General features: G+C 40.4%; 19 protein-coding genes. 11 read left to right on the top strand and 8 right to left on the bottom strand.

Going from position 1 to position 20,924, the window contains the following annotated elements:
* Nucleotides 1–4: 4 nt before the first annotated feature.
* The 6 genes from acpS to EHO65_RS02325 form a co-directional block, all read right to left on the bottom strand.
* Complete coding sequence (gene acpS, locus EHO65_RS02350) at nucleotides 5–385, bottom strand: holo-ACP synthase (protein ID WP_135772608.1); 381 nt, start codon at nucleotides 383–385, stop codon at nucleotides 5–7.
* A complete protein-coding gene (locus tag EHO65_RS02345; RefSeq protein ID WP_135772607.1) occupies nucleotides 382–1,446 on the bottom strand; it encodes a YbbR-like domain-containing protein in 1,065 nt (354 codons plus the stop codon). Before EHO65_RS02345 ends, acpS begins: the two co-directional genes overlap by 4 nt.
* On the bottom strand, nucleotides 1,439–2,278 hold the full coding sequence (cdaA, locus tag EHO65_RS02340) for a diadenylate cyclase CdaA (protein WP_135772606.1): 840 nt from the start codon (nucleotides 2,276–2,278) through the stop codon (nucleotides 1,439–1,441). The genes EHO65_RS02345 and cdaA overlap by 8 nt, the downstream gene beginning before the upstream one ends.
* Nucleotides 2,279–2,288: 10 nt before the next feature.
* Nucleotides 2,289–3,095, bottom strand: coding sequence for a 4-hydroxy-tetrahydrodipicolinate reductase (dapB, locus tag EHO65_RS02335; protein WP_135772605.1), 807 nt, complete (start codon nucleotides 3,093–3,095; stop codon nucleotides 2,289–2,291).
* A 10-nt stretch (nucleotides 3,096–3,105) separates the two neighbouring features.
* Nucleotides 3,106–3,990, bottom strand: a complete 885-nt coding sequence (gene dapA / locus EHO65_RS02330; RefSeq protein ID WP_135772604.1) for a 4-hydroxy-tetrahydrodipicolinate synthase — start codon at nucleotides 3,988–3,990, stop codon at nucleotides 3,106–3,108.
* Between the two features lie 388 nt (nucleotides 3,991–4,378).
* Nucleotides 4,379–5,560, bottom strand: a complete 1,182-nt coding sequence (locus tag EHO65_RS02325) for an MFS transporter (protein WP_135772603.1) — start codon at nucleotides 5,558–5,560, stop codon at nucleotides 4,379–4,381.
* A 105-nt stretch (nucleotides 5,561–5,665) separates the two neighbouring features.
* Between EHO65_RS02325 and EHO65_RS02320 the strand changes: the two genes are divergently transcribed.
* The 4 genes from EHO65_RS02320 (at nucleotide 5,666) to EHO65_RS02305 (ending at nucleotide 10,114) form a co-directional block, all read left to right on the top strand.
* Nucleotides 5,666–6,145, top strand: a complete 480-nt coding sequence (locus EHO65_RS02320; RefSeq protein ID WP_135772602.1) for a hypothetical protein — start codon at nucleotides 5,666–5,668, stop codon at nucleotides 6,143–6,145.
* A gap of 313 nt (nucleotides 6,146–6,458) precedes the next feature.
* The gene (locus EHO65_RS02315) at nucleotides 6,459–7,733 is read left to right on the top strand and encodes a hypothetical protein (protein WP_135772601.1); all 1,275 of its coding nucleotides are present in this window, start codon (nucleotides 6,459–6,461) and stop codon (nucleotides 7,731–7,733) included.
* A gap of 81 nt (nucleotides 7,734–7,814) precedes the next feature.
* Nucleotides 7,815–8,495: a hypothetical protein gene (locus tag EHO65_RS02310; RefSeq protein ID WP_135772600.1), complete on the top strand. Its 681-nt coding sequence runs from the start codon at nucleotides 7,815–7,817 to the stop codon at nucleotides 8,493–8,495.
* Nucleotides 8,496–8,500: 5 nt separating this feature from the next.
* On the top strand, nucleotides 8,501–10,114 hold the full coding sequence (locus EHO65_RS02305; protein ID WP_244243410.1) for a HEAT repeat domain-containing protein: 1,614 nt from the start codon (nucleotides 8,501–8,503) through the stop codon (nucleotides 10,112–10,114).
* 69 nt (nucleotides 10,115–10,183) lie between these two features.
* On the opposite strand, the gene EHO65_RS02300 is transcribed toward EHO65_RS02305, so the two are convergent.
* Entirely contained in the window at nucleotides 10,184–10,570 is a 387-nt protein-coding gene (locus tag EHO65_RS02300; RefSeq protein ID WP_135772598.1) for a DUF1304 domain-containing protein, read from the bottom strand.
* Nucleotides 10,571–11,480: 910 nt separating this feature from the next.
* On the opposite strand from EHO65_RS02300, the gene EHO65_RS02295 reads away from it, so the two are divergent.
* The 7 genes from EHO65_RS02295 to EHO65_RS02265 are packed head-to-tail and all read left to right on the top strand — an operon-like array spanning nucleotide 11,481 to nucleotide 19,594.
* The gene (locus tag EHO65_RS02295) at nucleotides 11,481–11,843 is read left to right on the top strand and encodes a response regulator (RefSeq protein WP_135772597.1); all 363 of its coding nucleotides are present in this window, start codon (nucleotides 11,481–11,483) and stop codon (nucleotides 11,841–11,843) included.
* Between the two features lie 24 nt (nucleotides 11,844–11,867).
* Nucleotides 11,868–12,182, top strand: a complete 315-nt coding sequence (locus EHO65_RS02290) for an STAS domain-containing protein (RefSeq protein ID WP_135772596.1) — start codon at nucleotides 11,868–11,870, stop codon at nucleotides 12,180–12,182.
* Entirely contained in the window at nucleotides 12,172–14,202 is a 2,031-nt protein-coding gene (locus EHO65_RS02285) for a chemotaxis protein CheA (protein WP_135772595.1), read from the top strand. The genes EHO65_RS02290 and EHO65_RS02285 overlap by 11 nt, the downstream gene beginning before the upstream one ends.
* Before the next feature lie 33 nt (nucleotides 14,203–14,235).
* Nucleotides 14,236–17,187, top strand: coding sequence for a methyl-accepting chemotaxis protein (locus EHO65_RS02280; RefSeq protein ID WP_135772594.1), 2,952 nt, complete (start codon nucleotides 14,236–14,238; stop codon nucleotides 17,185–17,187).
* Nucleotides 17,188–17,199: 12 nt separating this feature from the next.
* Nucleotides 17,200–17,721, top strand: coding sequence for a chemotaxis protein CheW (locus tag EHO65_RS02275; protein ID WP_135772593.1), 522 nt, complete (start codon nucleotides 17,200–17,202; stop codon nucleotides 17,719–17,721).
* Nucleotides 17,718–18,527: a CheR family methyltransferase gene (locus tag EHO65_RS02270; RefSeq protein ID WP_135772592.1), complete on the top strand. Its 810-nt coding sequence runs from the start codon at nucleotides 17,718–17,720 to the stop codon at nucleotides 18,525–18,527. Before EHO65_RS02275 ends, EHO65_RS02270 begins: the two co-directional genes overlap by 4 nt.
* On the top strand, nucleotides 18,524–19,594 hold the full coding sequence (locus tag EHO65_RS02265; RefSeq protein ID WP_135772591.1) for a protein-glutamate methylesterase/protein-glutamine glutaminase: 1,071 nt from the start codon (nucleotides 18,524–18,526) through the stop codon (nucleotides 19,592–19,594). Before EHO65_RS02270 ends, EHO65_RS02265 begins: the two co-directional genes overlap by 4 nt.
* Here EHO65_RS02265 and EHO65_RS02260 read toward each other — a convergent pair.
* On the bottom strand, nucleotides 19,591–20,886 hold the full coding sequence (locus EHO65_RS02260; RefSeq protein ID WP_135772590.1) for a sensor histidine kinase: 1,296 nt from the start codon (nucleotides 20,884–20,886) through the stop codon (nucleotides 19,591–19,593). The two genes, EHO65_RS02265 and EHO65_RS02260, sit on opposite strands and share 4 nt — an antisense overlap.
* Between the last annotated feature and the right edge of the window lie 38 nt (nucleotides 20,887–20,924).

Genomic DNA, 20,924 nt, shown 5'->3' with positions numbered 1-20,924 from the left:
TAGCTCACTCCTTATAGAGAACGACAACTGCAGTGGAATAATTTTCCGCATGGCTGATGGATACGGAAACACCGCTATAGCCTTTCTCGAGGAACAATTCTTTCGATTTTCCGTGAAGTACCAATTCTTTTTTTCCGAATTCTTTCCCGAAAAGTTCGATTTCTCTCATATCAAGGATCACCTTATGCCCAGGTTCTATCGCCTTGATGAATGCTTCTTTTACACAGAATCTTCCGCTAAGATGAGGAACAGGATCTTTTCTGCCGGAACAGTAAGCGATCTCAGTTTCTGAAAATACTCTTTTCAGAAATCTTTCTCCATGTTTATCGAGTAAGTCCCTGATCCTGGAATTTTCTACAATATCATTCCCAATGGTGATCTTCATTCTTCCTCAGGCTCCGGCAGAGGTTCTTCCGAGCCCGGATCCGAGTTTCCATCTCCCCCATCTTCACTTCCAGTTCCACCTGATCCTATATCGGGGCGGACTCGATACAGTATGGAAATTCGATCTGGAAAAACTCCTTGGATCTCAACGGATTTTAAACTAGGTGCTTTTTCCAAACGTACTTTTGCGACCACTGGTTTACCATCTGGAAGGATCTTTTTGGCTTTGGGATCATATTTATGAGAACATACTACACTTGCATTCAGACCCTTGATGATCTGGATACTTCGTAACGGAGTTTTGGATTGTAGTTTTACGGAAACTTCCTGTTCAGAAAATTCCGCTTCCAGACTTTTATCCAAGTTCTGGCATTTTACAGGAACACCTAAGACTATACTTTCTCCTGGAGTAGAAGAATCCGCTACGATATTCACTGTTACGGAAACTTCTTTTACATTATCCCTATATCTCAAACCTGCAGGAAGGTCCGGGACCTTAAATTTCTGAGTGAATGTTTTGGTTTTATCTTTCAGAGAGATAGAAGGTAGATTGACTACCCTTCCCACCTTATCGAACTCAGAAGGATTTCCTACAACTACGAGACTCGTAGGGGAAACAAAATGAGAAGATTTAATATAATCTTTAGGAGGATCTCCAGCAAGTTTAGGCTCTATTATAAGAGTCCTACTTACATTAGATTCAACTATGATGCGGACCTTGTCCTTCCCTGGAATTTTAGAAATTCTTAAACCTGGAGTAGTTCCACCGAATCGGACAACATTTACTATATTCTCCCCCGGATGAAGATCCGCAGGTGAAATATATGCCTTTAAGGAAGGAGTGTAAAAGTTCACATAATCTCGCACACCTTCCACCTTAACAGGAAAAGTAGTGTCCGATCCTTTAGCGATGAGCAATCCACCGCTTAATTTAGGATATTCTATCTTGATATTCACTTCTCTTACGAGAATTTTAGAATTTTGTAAATTGATATAGAATAGTGTGGCAAGAATAATAGAACCGAGTTTTGCCTGCCAGTTATTCAGAAGGGCCTTAATCATGAGACTCCCCTGCTTCTTCCGATTCAAACTTTTTATCCGTACTTGGATTTCCCGGTCCTACTTTCTTTTCTTGAAGGATTGTATTCAAAAGATTTTTCAGCTCGATCGGCTTTACCGGATGGATCATTTCGCCATCATGACAGACTGAAATTTCTCCAGTTTCTTCGGAAGTTACTACGATAACTGCATCGGATTCTTCTGCGATCCCGAGCGCGGCTCTATGTCTTGCACCCATACGAGCATCGTCCAAGTTCTGCGCCATCGGCAAGAACGCACCTGCACATGCGATTCGGTTCTGTTCTATAATGACTGCACCATCATGGAGTGCGGTATTCTTTTTAAATATGGTAAGAAGAAGACTTGTAGAAAGAATTGCGTCCAGTTGGACCGCCTGCTCTGCAATATCTTTGAGACTATGCTCTCTAACGATTGCGATCAAAGAACCGGTTTTGTTTTTAGCCATGATCTTGGATGCTTCTACAATCTCATCCAAGTCGGTGGCGGTTTTTAAAAGGAAAGGGCGGAATAATCTGAGCCTTGCCATATCGCCGGTGATCTTACGAAGTTCCGGCTGAAGCAGAACTATGATCGCGAACACGAGAGCAGGACGGATATTGTCTATGATCCAATCTAAAAGTTCAAAATTCAAAGTCTGGGCAAAAATACCAAGCACCCAGATAAGACCGATACCCAAAAGAAGTTGGACCCCTCTTGTCCTGCGGATGGTGGAATAGAATTGATAGATTAAAAAACTAACGATCAGAATATCCAGGATCATTACGATCCCGAACTTATCATTTTGGAATAAACTGATATTTTTTAAAAAATCCATTCCAGGAACCTTATAACCCTAATACGGAGAACATATCGTAGAGGCCTTTTTCTCTACCGATCAAAAATTCGGCGGCTTTTACGGAACCGACTGCAAATGTTTTTCTGTCCTGGGCCTTATGGGAAATTTCCACCCTTTCCTCTGGAGTGAAAAAATAGACGGTATGATCCCCTATGACTTCTCCGGCTCTAAGAGTATGGATCGCTATTTCCTTAGGATCTCTCTCAGGAAGAATACCATGGCGGCCATGTACAATATTTGACTCTGTTCGAGAAAGGGTCTCTAAAAGGATTGCTTTTAGTTTTTCCGCAGTCCCGGAAGGAGCATCTTTTTTATGACGATGGTGAATATCTTGGATCTCGATATCCGCCAGATCCCCCATCACTTTCGCGGCTATCTCAGTCAGCTTAAAAAGAAGATTCACCCCGATAGACATATTAGGAGAATACACGATCGGAATATTTTTAGAAGTTTCTTTTAATAATTCCTTATGAGAATCCGTAAGGCCGGTTGTTCCGACCACAACTGGTTTTTTGAATTCTTTGCAGGTGGACAAAACATCCGACAAAACTTCTCTGATAGAAAAATCGATTACAGTATCCGATTCTGAAATGGATTTAGAAAGATCGTCCGAAAACAAAATTTCATTCTGCTTGAGTCCGGAATGTAAACCGGAATCCAAACCTAAATAAACGGAACCCTTACCTACAACTGCAGCGGAAAGTTCCGAAACTTTAGAATGGGCAAGGACTTGGATAATAGCCTTCCCCATTCTTCCGGAGGCACCAATGACTGCGATACGATTCTTACGAGCCAAATCGAATTCCTTATTTATAACCTTTTGCTAAAAGATCGGAAACCGTTTTTTTCAAACGATCCGCACCTGGACCAGCACTTAGAGAAGTCATAGGAAGACGGATCTCCCCCGAACAGAATCCATGCCAACTCATCACTGCTTTGATCGGGATCGGATTTGTTTCTATAAATGCTAATGCAAATAATTCTATAAAATCGTAATGGATCTTTTGGGCAGAAGTCACATCCCCTTTTTGAAAAGATTCCACTAACTTAACCAAACTTTCCGGGAATAGATTCGAGATCACAGACACCACACCTTTTCCACCTAAGGAAAGAAGAGGAAGAGTCAGATTATCATCTCCGGAAAGAACAGTCATCTTATCTCCAACAAGAGAGATCAATTTGGACATTTGTCCTAGATCTCCAGTAGCTTCTTTCATGGATCTGATCTTAGGATGTTCTGAAAGACGAAGAACAGTTTCCGGCAATAAATTCACAGAAGTTCTACCGGGAATATTGTACAACATCACAGGCACGGAAGAATGATCCGCGATCTCCTTGAAGTGAAGATATAATCCTTCTTGGGTTGGCTTATTATAATACGGGTTAACCTGTAGTATTCCGTCCACTCCGTCCTTGCAAGCTGCTTCGGTCAGTTCCACAGCCTCTCTAGTAGAGTTAGAACCAGTACCTGCAACGACCAAGATCCGCTTTTTAACATGTTTCACAGTTTCGCGGATCAGTTCCGCGTGTTCTTCATGAGAAAGAGTAGGAGATTCGCCAGTGGTACCACAAGGCACCACTCCGCTTACCCTTGCTTGGATCTGTTTGTCCAAAAGGGAAAAATAGGAATCATAATCTATTTTTCCGTTCCGGAAAGGGGTAATAATGGCAGTAAATACGCCTTGAAACATAATATATAAATTCCTGATCCCTGGGCGATTTGGCAACCGTTTAATAGTGAGGCACAGAGTTGAAAAGAGCCTTAGAGGGGTTTTCGCACGGAGGCGCGGAGGCACTAAGGTTTTTTGGGTTAAATCTTATTTCTCGCGTAGTTAGTTCTATCGACTAACCAGATCTATATATTTCCACGCGAAGCCGCGAAGTGAAAAAGAGCCTTTTACTTAACTTATATAAGAATCTTCCCTTCTTTGCGCCTTTGCGTGAAAATTTAGCAATCTAACAAAATCAAAAGAACAAACTACGTAAGGAAGAAAATCTAAAATTACTAAACCTCTACCACCCGCCACGACTCTTTCGTCTTTAAGTGAGAAAACTCTCCATTCTGCCCTCTCCGCGTCTCTAATAATGGCTTCTTACCTGGTCCATTCTCCAACTGAGGTAAACCAATGCTCCCATTTCCAAAAACCCGGACCAAACAAATGTAGAAGGAATTCCAATCCTATCCGAGAAAAATCCGGATAAAATTCCGGAGAATGCAGGTACCAAAAGAAAGACCAGGCTATAAAGAGAAAGTATCCTTCCTCTGATATGATTTTCCGTATTTTGTTGGATCCCCGCCGGAATGAGAGTGATGATCACACCGGTCATAAACCCAAACACAAAAAAACAAACCGCAGTCAGCACCAAACTATCCGCAAGAAAAGGGATCAGTGAAAATAGAAAACAACTGAATAACGCGGATCCGAAAAGAATATGCCCCTTCTTCCTTAAACCATGAAGAAGAAATGTAGCTCCTCCTCCGATCACAAGGCCTACTCCCAAAGCGGAAAGCAAAGCTCCTCTTTGTCCTTCACTCAATCCCAAAATTTCCTTGGCGTATTTAGGAAGAAGGACCTGGACCGGACCGACTAACAGAACCACTGCACCCATAAGCAATAAGAACTGAGATACTAAAGGAGAATCTTTTAAATATGTAATTAGTTCAGAGATCCCAGGTCCGGAAGAAATTTGGCTTCTTTCTCTCATCTGGACCGGGATCAAGATCAAAAAGAAAACACTCAAAACATATGCGGAACCAATGCTTATAAAAACATATTTAAAGGAGAAGTATTCCTTAAAATATCCGGCGACTAAAGGAGCGAGGCCGTATCCAAAAAGAACAAGGGTGTTTAACCAAACACTATGTTTTCCTATTTTAGAATGTTCTAATAGATCTCCGAGTATAGCGAATCTTCCAGGCATCACGAAAGAAAGTCCGATTCCGGAAAGAACCGAGGACACAAGAAGAAGATAGGGTTTTCCCGGAGAGATCCAACCCAAATGTAATGCCAAGGCTGCAAACCCGGAACCGCAGGCCATCGATATCTGTGCGGCTGCAAGAAGCCATTTTCTGGAATATTTATCCAATAATCTTCCTGCAGTAAAACTCAAAAATAGAAGAGGAAAACATACGAAGAAGAATACCCATCCGGAAAAAGTATCAGAATTAGAAATACTTTGGGAAAGAATAATGGCGGTATAATTGAACATATTTCCCGCGAGTAGGCCAAGGATAGAGGATAGATAATAAAAAAGAATCACGTAAGGAGATTGATAAAAATCAATTCCCTCGGCAAGCGCAATTCAGCACCCAGAAGTGAGATAAAAAGTATTCAAATATCGAAACTTGGGCATGTTGTTTACAAGATGAAGTTATGCAAAATCGCGGTCCTGATTTTCGGCCTTACATTTTTTGCCTGTAGCGAAGAATCGAAGGATATTCCGAATTCATTCCTTTTTCCTTTATTACAAAATTTTGACATAACCCCTGGTACAAATTTGGCCCAGGTGAGTTTCGATACTTTTACCGCCGACAATCAATTTATCACTTCCTGTGATGTGGACAATTCGTCCGGACAAGGAATCGTAGTGGACCTACCGGATATGTTTCCTTCTAACTATGTAGTCAAAATCGAAACTGTTCCTTCAGTTTCACCTTTTACGTTCCCGATAGGAGGAGCACTCGATCTGTATTTAGGCTCTTCTCACAAACCGGATGATCCGGCTAACTGTGTTTTGACTAGAACTTCCAACACTATCTTTCGATATTCAGCGACTTTATCAACTAACTGCACTGTGATGAATCACACCCTAACTCGATTGGAAATAGATTGTATCCCGAATTAAAATCTACATCCTAAAATTTATCATAGGCCCTTAAGTAGCGCTCGAACAAACCGAACACTGTTTAAACTTATATATCCTGCCATCCGGTCACCTATTCGAGGGATCATAAACTATATTACAAAAATTTAATTTTAAATCAAACATTAAGTTCTAACAGTGTTCAGTGAGAGACCACTCACTGTAATATTACGAATGTTCAATATACAAAAAAATATTTTCCATTTGAAAATTGACTTCATAGTACACAGTTCCATGCTTTGGCTCGAAGAGAATATAGAAATCTCCTTCAATAGAGAGTGGAGTTAATTTAAAAATGAACATTCGAAACTTTTGGAAAATCCTAAGCGGGACTTTCCTAATCGTGGGAGCGTCTACGCTTTCGGCACAAAGCCAGGCGCAAATGTTTTCCAGACCCGGAGTAATCGGAGACTCCTTAAGCCAGGGTTTTTATGGCGCAACTGTAGAAGAAAAAACTCAGAACTGGGCTTACCCGGTTTTAGTTTCCAAACAAGCTGGTTCCAACGTTTCGTATAACGTATTAAAGGGACCATACTTAAATTTCGAAGACGTGCTTAAAGGTGATTGCGGGGTATTCTGCATTGCTGCTTCCATCATCGGTGGAAACGGATCTACTGTTGGACTTCCAACTCATGCAGGGATCACCGGCGCGGATTACACTACGGTTCTACAAACTTCCGGTCAGTGCGAAAACATCAACGCAACTACTTGGGCAAAACAATGGTATTGGGAAACTTGGTACTGGTATACGTATCGTTGGGTGCAAGTCCCTGATTGCCAATCTCCTGATAAATTCCATCAGTTTGGTTTAAGAAGTTCCGGAACCCAAATGCAAGTAATGCAAGCTGTGAAGCCTAGTTTCTTATTCGGAACTGCTGCAGCAAACCATGTTCTTTGTACTGCATTGAGCACTTCTACAGATTGTTTAGACCAAGCAAGATTTGTCCGAGATATTCGTTCTACCATGTCCAAAATGGCTGCGATCGGTTCTATCAAAGGTGGGGTTCTATTCACCGTTCCGAATGTAACTTCTATCGCATTTTTGGAAAACTATAACGATCCCCAAGGAAGAGTAAACTATTCCGGTTTGAAAGCATTCTTCCGTTCTTCAGTTTCAGATCCTTCTCAAGTTTTAGATAAGAATGAAGTGGCAACAATCACTAACTTCTTAACTTCTATAAACAACGAAGTAAAGGCTCAGGCTGTGGCTATGGGATTTGCATTAGCAGATCTTAAAGTTCTTTTTGACGACTTGAAAGAGAATGGCCGTTTGATCAAAAGCCCTTCCGGTTATAGCCCTGGTTATGCAAAAGCGAACTGGCCTCTTCCTGGCCAACCAGGTATTTTCGGATTGGACGGTGTACATCCAAATATGTACGGTCATGCGGTTTTTGCGAACGAGCTGATCAAAGCGATCAATTCCAAATACGGTTATTCCATTCCACAAGTGAGCGAATACACCGCTTGGTACTACGATTCCTTAAATCGTAACCCGGTTGACTTGAAAAAATTCCTGACGGATACTCTGTTCGGTCAGTTTATTTCTTGGGTCATCGGAATTTTCGTCTAACATTCCGAAATATTTCCCGCTCTCGGTATAGGGCGGGAAATATTCCAAATTCAACATTCTAATTTCAATCTTTTTATCATAATGCAATTCTTTCGTTCTTATTGGCCCTGGATCTCAGGTGCAGTTATTTTTGTTATTTGTATTTTATTTATATTTTGGCCGGAAAGAAAAACGAATTCTCCCAGTTTAGGAGAAGAAGCTTCCGAGGTAGTCGATCGAAAATATGGAAGCGGCGGCTTGGAATTCCCGGATGCTCCCCACCCTTTTGAAGAAGATCCTGATCTGGAAGGCCCCGCCAAAAGACTTTGGCCTGCAGCTTTTAGAGAAAAGAAATCGGAAGAAGAAAGAGAAAAGATCAGAGAAGAATGGATCGATTTTGCTGCAAGATACCCTCGTAATATTTATATTCCGAGTGAATTCCGCCCTCAGCTCACTTCTGAAGATGAGAAAAAAGCGAGAGAACAACTAGATAAAGTTACTTCTGCTGAATCTAAATTTGCATTGTCGAGGAATGAAGGTAAATACGCGCAACCTGGATCGGTTCCTACTCGTCCCACTGATCCTAATGTAACTCCGGAAGAGCAAAAGGCTTATTTCTCATATAAAATTTCCGAACTAGAATCCAGGATACAATTAGTCCAATACGCGATACAACAAGGCAGAATGGATGTTTCTCAGATCCCTCAAGCAAATTCTGATATAAGTTCTTGGCAGAAGGAATTACAACAATTAAGACAAGCCTCCGAGTCGGTGCCTAGATAATATTTATGAAATTACTAGTATATTCTATTTTTATGATATTTAGACGCGCTATAATAAGTATAATATGCGGCGTTACGGTTTTTAGCTTGATGTTGGGATGTTTCGGTCCTCCTCGCCCAGACCTTTTACCTGAAGCCGAGGAAGAAGAAAGCCCAAGCTTAGAGCAAGTAGTTTCCGATCTAAAAAGCCAAAATCCAAGAATGAGATCCCAAGCAATTTTAGAATTAGCTTCCTTAAACGAAAGGAAGTATATTCCAATCGCTCGAGAATGGATGAGATCATCCGAAAAGATTACGAAAGGTCCCGCTATTTTAGCATTAGGAATTTGGAAGGATAAGTCCTCTCTTCCTGAAATCTTAAATTTTTTAGATCCTAAATCAGAGATTGATATAGCAACGGTTCTGGAATCCATCGCAAGAATGGAAGATCCTGGGGCAGGCAATCGGGTTTCTTCTCTTTTAAACCAAGAAGATGGAAGTATCCGATTATTGGCAGTAGACACCTTAGTCCGGATCAATGCAAGGCAATCCGGAAAGATCATCTTAGCTTCCGCCAAATCGAATAAAGATCCGGATAAGGCCAAAACGTTTGCAATGGCATTAGGGAAATTGAATATTATTGAAGCAGAAGATTATCTAATTGATCTTGCTTCCAATTCTGAGCCTGGTCCTAGTTTAGCCGCATCCTATCTTGCTCTAGGAAAGATCAGAAGCAAAAAATCCATTCCACTTTTAGTAAAAGCAATTCAGTCTAATTTCGACAAGGGAAGGGAAAATTCTTCCATCGCTCTTGTAGATATTAAAGACCCTAAAATTTTACCTTTGGTCCTTCCTATTTTAGAGAACCAAGATAGAGAGATCCGATATAGAGCGGCTGATGTTTTGATCGGAATCCCGGATCCTGGATTTTCAACTCGCATTTTAGAAGTTCTAATTAAAGGGAAAGCAGCAGCAAAAGCTCCGGCTTCTCATGTTTTGGGTCGTATCAAATTCTCAAAAGCAAGGGAAGAAATAGAAAAAACATTATTAGATCCTAATATTCCAGATAGAGAGATTATTGCTCAATCATTAGGATATTTAGGTGATAAAAAGAGTATTCCAGTACTTGTTAAAATATTAAAAGAAGATCAGACCGAAGCAAAATACGGAGCTGTTTGGGCGCTTGGAGCAATCGGCTCGGAAGAAGGCCTCCCTTATGTAGAAGAAGCTTGTAAATCTAAAGATCAAAAATTGGCGAAGATCGCTTCCGAAAGTTTAGGGATGATCGCTTCTCCTAAATCTTTGTCTCTATTAGATAAAAAAACAGAAGATTTTCCGGATTTAGCTCCCATCACTCTTGCTGCAATCACCTCTATCCCAAGCGAAGAATCTCGTAAAATTTTGGAAAAATATGCGGAAAGCGAAAACATCAATCTTCACCAGGTAGCTGTTTCCCAATTAGGAGCTAAAAAAGATCCGGCGAGCGTGCCTGTTTTAATTCGATTGCTTCAAGAAGATTCAAGATCTCGAAACAGAAAGTTGCTTATTTCTGCATTAAAATCGGTGACCGGATTGAAGTTTGCCTCTAAGAATGAATGGATCAATTGGTACATTCTAAATTTTTCTAATAAACATCCGTAAGTTTAAAAGTTTCGCCCGAAAAAATCCTAAGAAGTATCTTAAAAATTTTCGGGCGAATCTATTAGAATTTTATCCGTTGATAGAAATAAAATACAGTATAACTGCAATCAAAGGAGGAAGTCCTTGGATGATCGCAGCTCTTGCCATCGCAGGTTTAGAAACTAATAATACAAGTCCCGCACCAAAGACAGAAAGACAAGAGAATACAAGGATTGATGGGGCAAAACATGTGTGCATCTCGAAAAAGATCGCTCCATACAACGCACCGATCGCAAGAAATAAATTATAAAATCCTTGATTTAAAAAAACGCCCTTCATCGCTTCCGCCAATTTTGTATCGGTTACTCCGAATCTTCTGTGAATACGAGGACGCATCCATAACACACTTTCCATAATGAAAATCCAAACATGCAATAAGCCGACGATAGCCGCTAAAATCCTTGCTGCTAATATCATTTAAGTTCTCTCCCTGGACATAAATCCCGGGGAGTTATAATTCAGTAATATTTTTTGTAAAGAGTAATCTTATACAAACAATTCCGTCCGCCCATCCCAGAAATTGCACCACCCTCCGATGGGCATAGTTTAGATGAGGATTCGCTTCATGATATTTAGTGAGTTATTGATCAATTCTTTGGAATATTCTTCCAATCGTTCGGACATTTACATTTCGATTTCTGTGGATACCTGAACAATAATCTTAAAAACGAGTTCGAAGTAAGGTCGATCCCAGGTATACCTAAAAACAAGGAATTACCGTTACAGTTTCTTTACCTATTAAAGATTAGAACACGTTTAATTCTCAACGCGCGTCATCTCTTCCGGTTTTCTAGACTAACGTTATCCGAAAGACAAATTACGCAGAAAATGTTCCCATTTCATTCATATTGATCTCCAAGAAATTGATAAAGATCAATTTTCACCAAAATGTTTGAAACCAAATCAATCTTTGGAAATTTATTTTCTAATCCAAAATAACTAACGTATACCGAGAAACTTGATTCTTAAATCATCATACCTCAGAAGAGGTATCGATCTTGTACTAATCTGCCTCATTTGACATGCAATGAACTTCAACACAACACTCTATCGAATCTATTATTAATTAGAGAGAAAAATCACACACGTTATTCTGATTCTATTAAGGCTGTTTTTTATAATCTGTTCCACAAAATAATTATTTCTATCAAATGAAATTAATTGAAAGATTTTCGTTCTCCAATCGTCCTATTTCATCCAGGAAAGCTTAGTAGCAACTCTCTCCCTAAGTTAAAATCCAGAATAAGATTCAACTATATAAAGAATATCTAATCCGATTACGTAAGGTCGGATAAATAAACCCTATTCCGGATGAGGTGTATATTGTATGTCCAAAAAAATATTGATCGTAGATGATTCTCCTGCTCAGAGAAAATTAGTGAAGGTAACCCTCGAGTCAAAAGGGTACGAAGTTTTAGAAGCCGAAAACGGTGCTCAAGGTTTAGAGTTATTAAGCTCAGATCTCAAACTAATAGTCTGCGATGTGAATATGCCTATCATGGACGGAGTCGAGTTTGTCGAAAAGATCAAATCTTCCGGTAACTATCAATTCCTTCCTATAGTTATGTTAACAACCGAGTCCCAAACTGCAATGAAGGAAAAGTTAGTTGCTCAAGGAATTCGGGCTTGGATCACAAAGCCGTTTAGTATGGATCAACTACTTTCTTCCGTTTCCAAACTAGTAGTGTAAAGAACGGACTTCCACTATTCATCGATGGATATTAACCGTAAGAATAAAATTAAGATCAAGGGAGAGCTGAGGGCGCGTAGGTTAGCTGCGATGCGCTCTAAGTTACTTCCATACACGGATTTAGATCTATGTTTGGATCTTTCTGAAATAAGCGAGTTCGATACATCCTCTTTACAATTTTTACTCTCCATCCAAAAGGAATTGGAATCAAAGGGAAACAAACTAGTCGTAGTTTCACCATCCGAATCTGTGGAAAGAATAGTAAGATTTTATAATAAAGATTTTTTGTTAGGCCCGTATATTGCATCCGCTAACGAAGGAATAAATCATGGATCCTAGGGAAAAACCCGGGTTCAGTGATTTCGTTTCGGAGACTAGAGATATGCTCGAGTCTCTGGAAAGAGATTTAGTTAAGATCGGAGAAGGAAACAGAGAAAAGGAATTATTGAATTCGTTATTCAGATCGGTTCATACAATCAAAGGAACCGCTGGAATGTACGATTTCTCTAAAATCGCGGACTTCGTACATTTTTTAGAGGAAACCTTGGATAAGGTACGCTCTGGCAGCTTAGAACCGTCCACTGATCTTATCCAGATAATCCTTCAATGCAAGGATCATTTATTTCTCCGCTTGGATACTTTTGAAACGGGAGAATTCGAAAGCGAAGAGATCTTAAAAGAAGGTGAAAATCTGATTTTCAGCCTTTCTAAACATAGTCCTAATTCTTTCCATTCAGATCAAAAAACTTCTGACAAAAATTCGAATACTATGGAATCCAAAACTTGGAAACTCCATATTTCATGTGGTAGCAATCTTTTTGTTAATGGACTGGATCCTTACCCTTTTCTCAGATATCTTTCCGAAAAAGGCGAACTGAGCGAGATCAAATTAGATGAAGAAAAGATACCTAAATTTTCCGATCTGGAAGCAGCCAGTTGTTTTTTCGATATAGAAGCCGTTTACAGATCTGAACTTACTAAGGAAGAAATCGTAGAATCCTTCGAATTCGCAAGCGCGGACATGAGTATCCAACTCGAATCCGCTTCCAGTCCTTCTTCTATTATTTACTCCGATCAAAATGAGAGCACTTCGAAGAATGTATTTCAGGGAAAATCGGATACTGGGACAAAAAAAAAGACCTCTGCCTCGAGAAGTATACGTGTAGATGCGGATAAATTAGACTTAGTAGTAGATCAAGTGGGAGAAGTTGTAGTTATCTCTTCCGCTCTTCAACAGATAGCGTTAGGATTAAAAGACGAATTCTTAGAAGAACTCACTCATAGAATGTCTCGCCTCTTGGAGGAAATACGTTCCAACAGTTTAAAACTCAGAATGGTCCCTGTACAAACCTTATTCAGCAGGTATTCAAGAGTCGTCTTTGAATTAGGAAAACAAACAGGTAAATCCGTCCGTTTAGAAATTAAAGGCGGAGAAACAGAACTTGATAAAAACTTAATAGACAACCTAGTCGATCCATTGACGCATATGGTCCGAAATTCCATAGATCATGGAATTGAGTCCTCTCAAGAGGAAAGGATAAATTTAGGAAAACCTTCCGAGGCATTAATAGTATTAGCGGCTTCTCATAAGGCTGGAGAGATCTTCATAGAAATATCCGATGATGGAAAAGGAATAGATCCTCAAGCAGTCCTTGAAAGAGCGAAAGAAAAAGGCTTATATAAAGAAGGAGACGCAATTAATGAAGACCAGATCTATTCACTTTTATTCGAACCAGGATTCTCCACTGCGGCAAGTGTAACAGAACTCTCAGGAAGAGGAGTCGGACTTGATGTTGTAAAGAAGAACGTAGAATCCTTAAGAGGAAGAATTGAGATAAGCTCCGGAAAAGGAAAAGGTACTACTTTTAAGATCATACTCCCTCTTACTCTCGCGAATATAGACGGATTCCTTTTGAGGATCGGAAAAAACAAATACGCGATCCCATTGGACATGGTGAAGGAATGTATGGAATTCCATCCTCAGGAATTCCTAGTCGGAGAGCAAAATTATATCAAAGTTCGGGATAAGATCATGCCTTACGTCGACATGAACGATTGGTTCGGCGAGCCGATCGGAACGGAAGGAAGAAGAAACCTGGTCATCGTAAACTCCGGAAATCTTCAAGCAGGACTGATCGTTAACGAACTTTTAGGCAGGATCCATTCCGTTATAAAACCGTTAGGTGGTCTTTTTGAAGATACTCAAGGCGTCAGCGGATTTGCTCTCATGGGAGATGGATCCGTAGCAATGATTATAGATACTACAACGTTGCTTTCCAGAGTTAGGATAAATAACGAGAAAACACTAAATAATGAACTGAATCTGCAAATCACCAGCCTCTCGGAGGCTTCGAAATAATATTAACGTCCCAATCGGGAGTTGGAGGATAATATGAGCATTGCACAGAAGTTACTTGCAATCATTGTAATTGGGTTAGTCGGTCTTGGAATTATAGACGGACTTTCCATCTATCAAATGAATCAGATACAAAAAGGTGGAAATGGGGCATCCGCTTCTTCTAATTGGGAAAATATATCCGCTTCTTTTTCTGAATTAAGATCTCTAGTCAGAGAAAATTATTGGAATAAGGACCAGAACCGAAGATCGGAAATTATATCCCAAATCCAAAAAGATCGGGAAACAATCTCTTCCACCTTATCCGAAAACTCAGATATAGTTTCCGATAAAAAGGAAGCAGAACTTATTTCCACTGTGAAATCGGCTTCTGAGGAATACTTACAAACCTTTGCAAACGGGATCCTACTAGAAAACGCGAATAGTTTAGAAGAAAGTGAATTCAAAGCGAAGGAAGAAATAGCTGCGAAGAAGTTTCTTTCTTCACTGAAAGGTAGATCAGAATATGCGACCGTTTCCTTTAAACAAAAAGGTATAGAAACTGAATCTTCCGTTTTATCAGCATCCATTCTTTTGATCTTAATTTCCATAGGGATTATAACGTCTTTCGCCATCCTGAGCTGGAGGATCGGAATTCAGATCAGCCAACAGTTAGGTGGAGATTATTCTCTTCTTTCCAAGATTACGAAAAAAATTGCCTCAGGAGATCTGACTAGCGAGATCGATACGGACCATATGAACCAAAACGGTCTGCTATTACAGTTATCTATCCTTCAATCTTCCTTAAAGGATCTTTTGTTCGAAATGACAAAAATGTCCAAAGAACATGAAGCCGGGGACATCGACGTTAAGATCGATAGCTCCAAGTTCACCGGTGCATTCAAAACAATGTCGGAAGGCATTAACGATATGGTCTTTGCTCATATCGCAGTTAAGAAAAAAGCGATGGAATGTTTTAAACAATTCGGCGAAGGAAATATGGATGCCGATATCGAAAAACTTCCAGGTAAAAAACAATTCATTAACGAAACCATCGACCAAGTTAGAGCTAATATAAATGGTTTAGTAACTGAAATGAGTAAAATGTCCAAGGAGCATGAAGCCGGAGACATCGACGTTAAGATCGATAGTTCCAAGTTCAAAGGCACATTCAAAACAATGTCGGACGGCATTAACGATATGGTCTTCTCTCATATCGCAGTTAAGAAAAAAGCGATGGAATGTTTTAAACAGTTCGGCGAAGGAAATATGGATGCCGATATCGAAAAACTTCCGGGTAAAAAACAATTCATTAACGAAACCATCGACCAAGTAAGAGCTAATATAAAAGGCCTGATCGCGGAAATGACAAAAATGGCCCAAGAACATGAGGCCGGAGACATCGACGTTAAGATCGATAGCTCCAAGTTCAAAGGCGCATTCAAAACAATGTCTGACGGCATTAACGATATGGTTTTTGCTCATATCGCTGTTAAGAAAAAAGCGATGGAATGTTTTAAACAATTCGGCGAAGGAAATATGGATGCCGATATCGAAAAACTTCCAGGTAAAAAACAATTCATTAACGAAACCATCGACCAAGTTAGAGCTAATATCAAAGGTCTGATCGAAGAGATGTCAAAAATGGCCCAAGAACATGAGGCCGGAGACATTGACATTAAGATCGATAGCTCCAAGTTTAAAGGTGCATTCAAAACAATGTCTGACGGCATTAACGATATGGTCTTCTCTCATATCGCAGTTAAGAAAAAAGCGATGGAATGTTTTAAACAGTTCGGCGAAGGAAATATGGATGCCGATATCGAAAAACTTCCAGGTAAAAAAAGATTTATCAACGAAGCGATCGATCAAGTTCGTGCGAATATTAAAGGTTTAATCGCGGACGCTAACGAATTGGCGGAAGCGGCAGTATTAGGAAAACTTGATACCAGAGCAGATGCAACCAAACATAAAGGAGACTTCAAGCGGATCATTGAAGGTGTAAACGCTACTTTAGAGGCGATCGTCGGACCGATCAATGAAGTAATGGATATCCAATCCTCCTTAGAACAAGGGGATCTTACCCAATTCGTCAAAGGAAACTATAAAGGTAAATTAGGCGAACTAAGAGATTCGGTAAACAGTACAATAGACAAACTTTCCAGAAGCATTTCGGAAGTAGGAAAAGCCGCGTCTTCCTTTGCGAGTGCTGCCGAAGAAGTAAGTGCTACTTCCCAGACAATGAGCCAAGGTGCAACCGAACAATCGGCTAACGTAGAGGAAACAAGCGCTTCCTTGGAAGAAATGACTGCGACTATTGAGCAGAATGCGGATAACTCCAGACAAACCGAAGTGATGGCTTCCAGCATGGTCAACCATGCGAACGAAGGTGGAGAAGCGGTCCGTCTTGCGGTTCAGGCCATGAAAGATATCGCGGAAAAGATCACGTCTGTGGAAGATATCGCCTATCAAACGAATCTTCTTGCATTGAACGCAGCGATTGAAGCAGCTCGTGCTGGAGAACATGGAATGGGATTCGCGGTAGTGGCTAATGAAGTAAGAAAACTTGCGGAAAGAAGCCAAAGTTATGCGGGAGAGATCAGTCACTTTGCCAAAAATTCGGTTAACGTGGCAGAAAGAGCAGGAAGCCTGATAGAGGAGATTATCCCGAATATCACCAAAATTTCAGATCTGATCAGAGAAGTTTCTGCAGCGAGTAGAGAGCAAAAGCAAGGCGTGGGACAGATCAATACTGCGATGAGCCAGTTGGATCGAGTAACCCAACAAAACGCTGCCGCTTCTGAAGAGTTGTCCAGTATGGCTGAAGAGTTATCCGCGCAGGCTCAAGGTTTGCAGAAAGTCGTTCAACATTTCAAAATCAACGGAATGGAAGAAGTTTACTCAGGCTCCTCTTTTGAACCTGTTCACTCCGGCAAATCCTCAGGAAACTCCAAAGAATATCGGAATGGAAACCATACCTTCAACGAATCGAAGTTCGGAAGATTCTAAGGAGATGTTCCGATGAGAGCAATGCAAATTAACGCAAACCAGTATCTCACATTTCGACTTGGTCAGGACGAGTTCGGAGTGGAGATACTTAAGGTAAGGGAGATCTTAGAATTTCGCGAACCTACTAGGGTGCCTAGAACATCCAAGTTCATCAGCGGAGTGATCAATCTAAGAGGAAATGTAGTCTCGGTAATGGACCTTGCAAAATTATTCCAGAACCGCGACATAGAGTCCACAAAACGTACCTGCATTATCATTTTAGAAATTCCTAATGAAGAGAATAAAGTGATTGCGGGAGTTTTAGTGGATTCAGTGAACGAAGTGGCTACCATTCCTCCGGAATGCGTGGACCCTGTTCCTGCTTTCGGGGCTAATATCAAGACCGATTTCATTCGAGGAATAGGAAAACTGGAGAACAGGGTGATCATTCTTCTTAATCCGGCGATGATGCTTGATTTTAACGAAGTAATTTCCTTATACGGTAAAACCGAAGAAGAAATGGAAAATCTTACTCCGGTAGGCCAGGAAGGATGAACGCCAACCTCAGTATCAGCCAGTCGGAATTTCTCTCCTTTGCGGCCCTGATATTTAAATATACAGGTATTCGTATGGGGGAGAAGAAGAAAAATCTGATCGTTAGTCGTTTATCCAAACGAGTTCGGGCTAGGAATTGCAACTCTTACGGAGAATACTTGGATATAGTCAAAAGTGATTTTGACAAAGAAGAAAGAAACATTTTCATTAGCCTGATTACTACGCATGTAACTCATTTTTTTAGAGAGCCTGCTCATTATGACTTCCTTGAAAATATATTAGAAAATCGAAATAATCCGCCCACTAAGATCTGGAGCGCGGCTGCTTCCACTGGGGAAGAGGCTTATAGCGCCGGATTGATCATGCAGGATAAATTAGGTTCGGACAATTGGTCGATCTTAGGAACCGATATTTGCACGGACAGTGTAGAAAAAGCGAGAGATGCTTTTTATCCTATTCAAGGTTCGGAACAGATACCTAACCATTATCTAAAGCGTTATTGTCTGAAAGGAAAAGAAGAATTCAACGGGTATTTCACTTTTGCTAAGGAGATCAGATCCAGGATCCGTTTCGAAGTTACAAACCTTACAACTTTTGAAAGATTACCGGGAAGTTTCAAACCGGATATAGTTTTTCTTAGGAACGTTATGATCTATTTTGAACCGAAGGAAAAACAAATGATAATAGATAAGATCGAATCCATTCTTTCTCCAGGAGCCATCCTTATTATAGGTCATTCCGAATCATTAACCGGCATTCGTAGTAATTTCAAATTAATACGGACTTCCGTGTATCAAAAAATATGAGCGGACATTATTCAGTTATGATAGTGGACGACTCTGCAGTCGTTCGCCAAAACTTAACAACGATCCTAACGAAAGATCCGAATGTTTCCGAAATTTTTACCGCTTCGGATCCGATTTTCGCTCTTCAAAAAATGCAAAACTATTGGCCAGATGTAATCGTATTGGATATCGAAATGCCTAGAATGGATGGAATATCCTTTTTAAAAAAAATTATGGCGGAGAGACCTACTCCAATCGTGATCTGCTCTTCCCTGACACAGGAAGGAGCCGCCGTCACTATGGAAGCCTTTAGTTCCGGAGCTGTGGATATCATTTCGAAACCGAAATTAAATGTAGGCGGTTTTTTGGAGGAATCTGCGGAAACCTTTTTGAGGATCGTTCAAGCGGCTTCCCAATCCAGAATTTCTAAATTAGCGATTCCTAATACTAGTAAACCTCAAATACACAAAACTAATACTGATAATAAAATATCTGCGGATACAACTTGGAAATTAGTCGCCATAGGAACTTCTACAGGAGGAACAAACGCCTTAGAGACTATACTAACGGAACTTCCTCCTCTTTCCCCTCCTATCGCGATCGTCCAGCATATGCCGGAAAAGTTCACGGCACAATTCGCCAAACGTTTAGATTCCATTTGCCAAGTAGGAGTAAAGGAAGCGGAACAAGGTGAGGAAATCCCACCGGGAAAAGCTGTGATCGCTCCTGGAAACAGACATATGACGATCCGAATGAGTGGAGCTAGATTTTACGTCGACCTAAAAGATGGGCCTCCGATCAATCGGCATCGACCTTCTGTAGATGTACTTTTTCGATCCGTCTCCCAACAAGTTGGAAAGAACTCAGTGGGGATCATTATGACAGGAATGGGAGACGATGGAGCTAGAGGATTATTAGAAATGAGGAAGACTGGAGCATACACTGTTGCCCAGGACGAAGCTAGCTCTGTCGTATTCGGAATGCCTAAAGAAGCGATCGAATTAGGCGCAGCAGAAGCGATATTACCTTTAAGAAGAATGGCCTCCGAAATCCTTTCGAAAGGCGGACACGCCGGAAGTCGATTCTAAGATTCAACCATTTGGAACTGAATAGAAATACAGACTTCACGTTCTTCTTTTTCGTAGATATTGGATTTTGTGACGGTAAAATAAACTCTCGCATTCATATCTTCCGCCAACTTTCGAACGATAGGCAAACCTAGACCGATCCCGAATTCTTCTTTGGTATATCTTTCATCTACCGCTTTTTTTAATCTGAAAAAAGGTTGGAATAAGGCGATCTCTTCCGAGTTTTTACAATCCAAGTTCTCTATCTCCTTGTAATTTGGAGGATTGATAAACTTCATTATAAAATTGTTTTCTGTTCTAAGATAAAGAACGATGATCTCCGCTCCTTCAGGAGAATATTTCATCGCATTGATGAAGATCTCTCTGACGATCGTCTTTAAAGCATCTTTGCAAATAATGATCTTTTGCGATTCTATGTTCTTCAAAATGGACATTACTACATTCTGCTTCTTGATCTGAAGCATATCCTGCATATAGTCGACTTGTTCATCTACAACCTTCAGAACTTCCGCTAAGGATAGCTCTTCAGTATTCAGAGAATTTTCCTCAAAGACAATTTGGGCATCGGCCATTGTTTTGATCAGTCTTTTAGTAACTTGAAAATTCTCTTCTAGTAAATCCATAAAGGCGAGAGGAACGATTGCATTTTTCTCATCTCTCTGAGCGGTATCAAACAAAGCTCCTAAGGAAGTAATCAAAGCCCCTATACCGGAACCTTGCATGAGGGAAGTATTCAAGTTCGGAAGAGCTTGTCGCATCCAAATCCGATTTCCGCCCTTACCTTCTATCTCCTGTCTCCAGTTAAATATAGAAATAATCTCCCTATATAAAGATTGCTCCTGCTTGAGGAAGGCGATCTGCCTTTCAGTAAGATTCGAAATTTCTCCCGTTTGATTAGTTTCGTCACCTAGTTCATTGCATGCCAGAAAGATCAGCTTCGAATCATTATCGGGGAACTTAAGAAGAGAGATACGGATCCGAAACATCCTATTTTCAAAATTACTATCGATTTCGAAAGAAGTCCCTTTTAGAACATGTACAAATCTATCATCATCGATAGGTAAAAAATTCGAACCAAATTCGGAGTATTTTTTTCCTAAAAAACTTCCTTTATCCGAGCCTTGACCGAAAGAAGACAATCGAAAGTATACACATCTTAGGTCTGAATCAAAAACGGCGAATTCTTCTCTAGGAAAAGAGGAAGACCAGACGTCGAAGATCGGGATCAATTTTGATCCAACAAAATTATCTGAAGATATGTAATCTGCACTGGAAGTATTGGAAACCGACATCGATGCCCTCGCTAAGTTATATGACGATTTGTTAGGTA

The sequence above is a fragment of the Leptospira andrefontaineae genome, assembly GCF_004770105.1.
In the GTDB taxonomy this organism is placed as follows: Bacteria; Spirochaetota; Leptospiria; order Leptospirales; family Leptospiraceae; genus Leptospira_B; species Leptospira_B andrefontaineae.
Note: the sequence above shows the minus strand (reverse complement) of the source record. Positions and strands in the feature narration are given on the sequence as shown.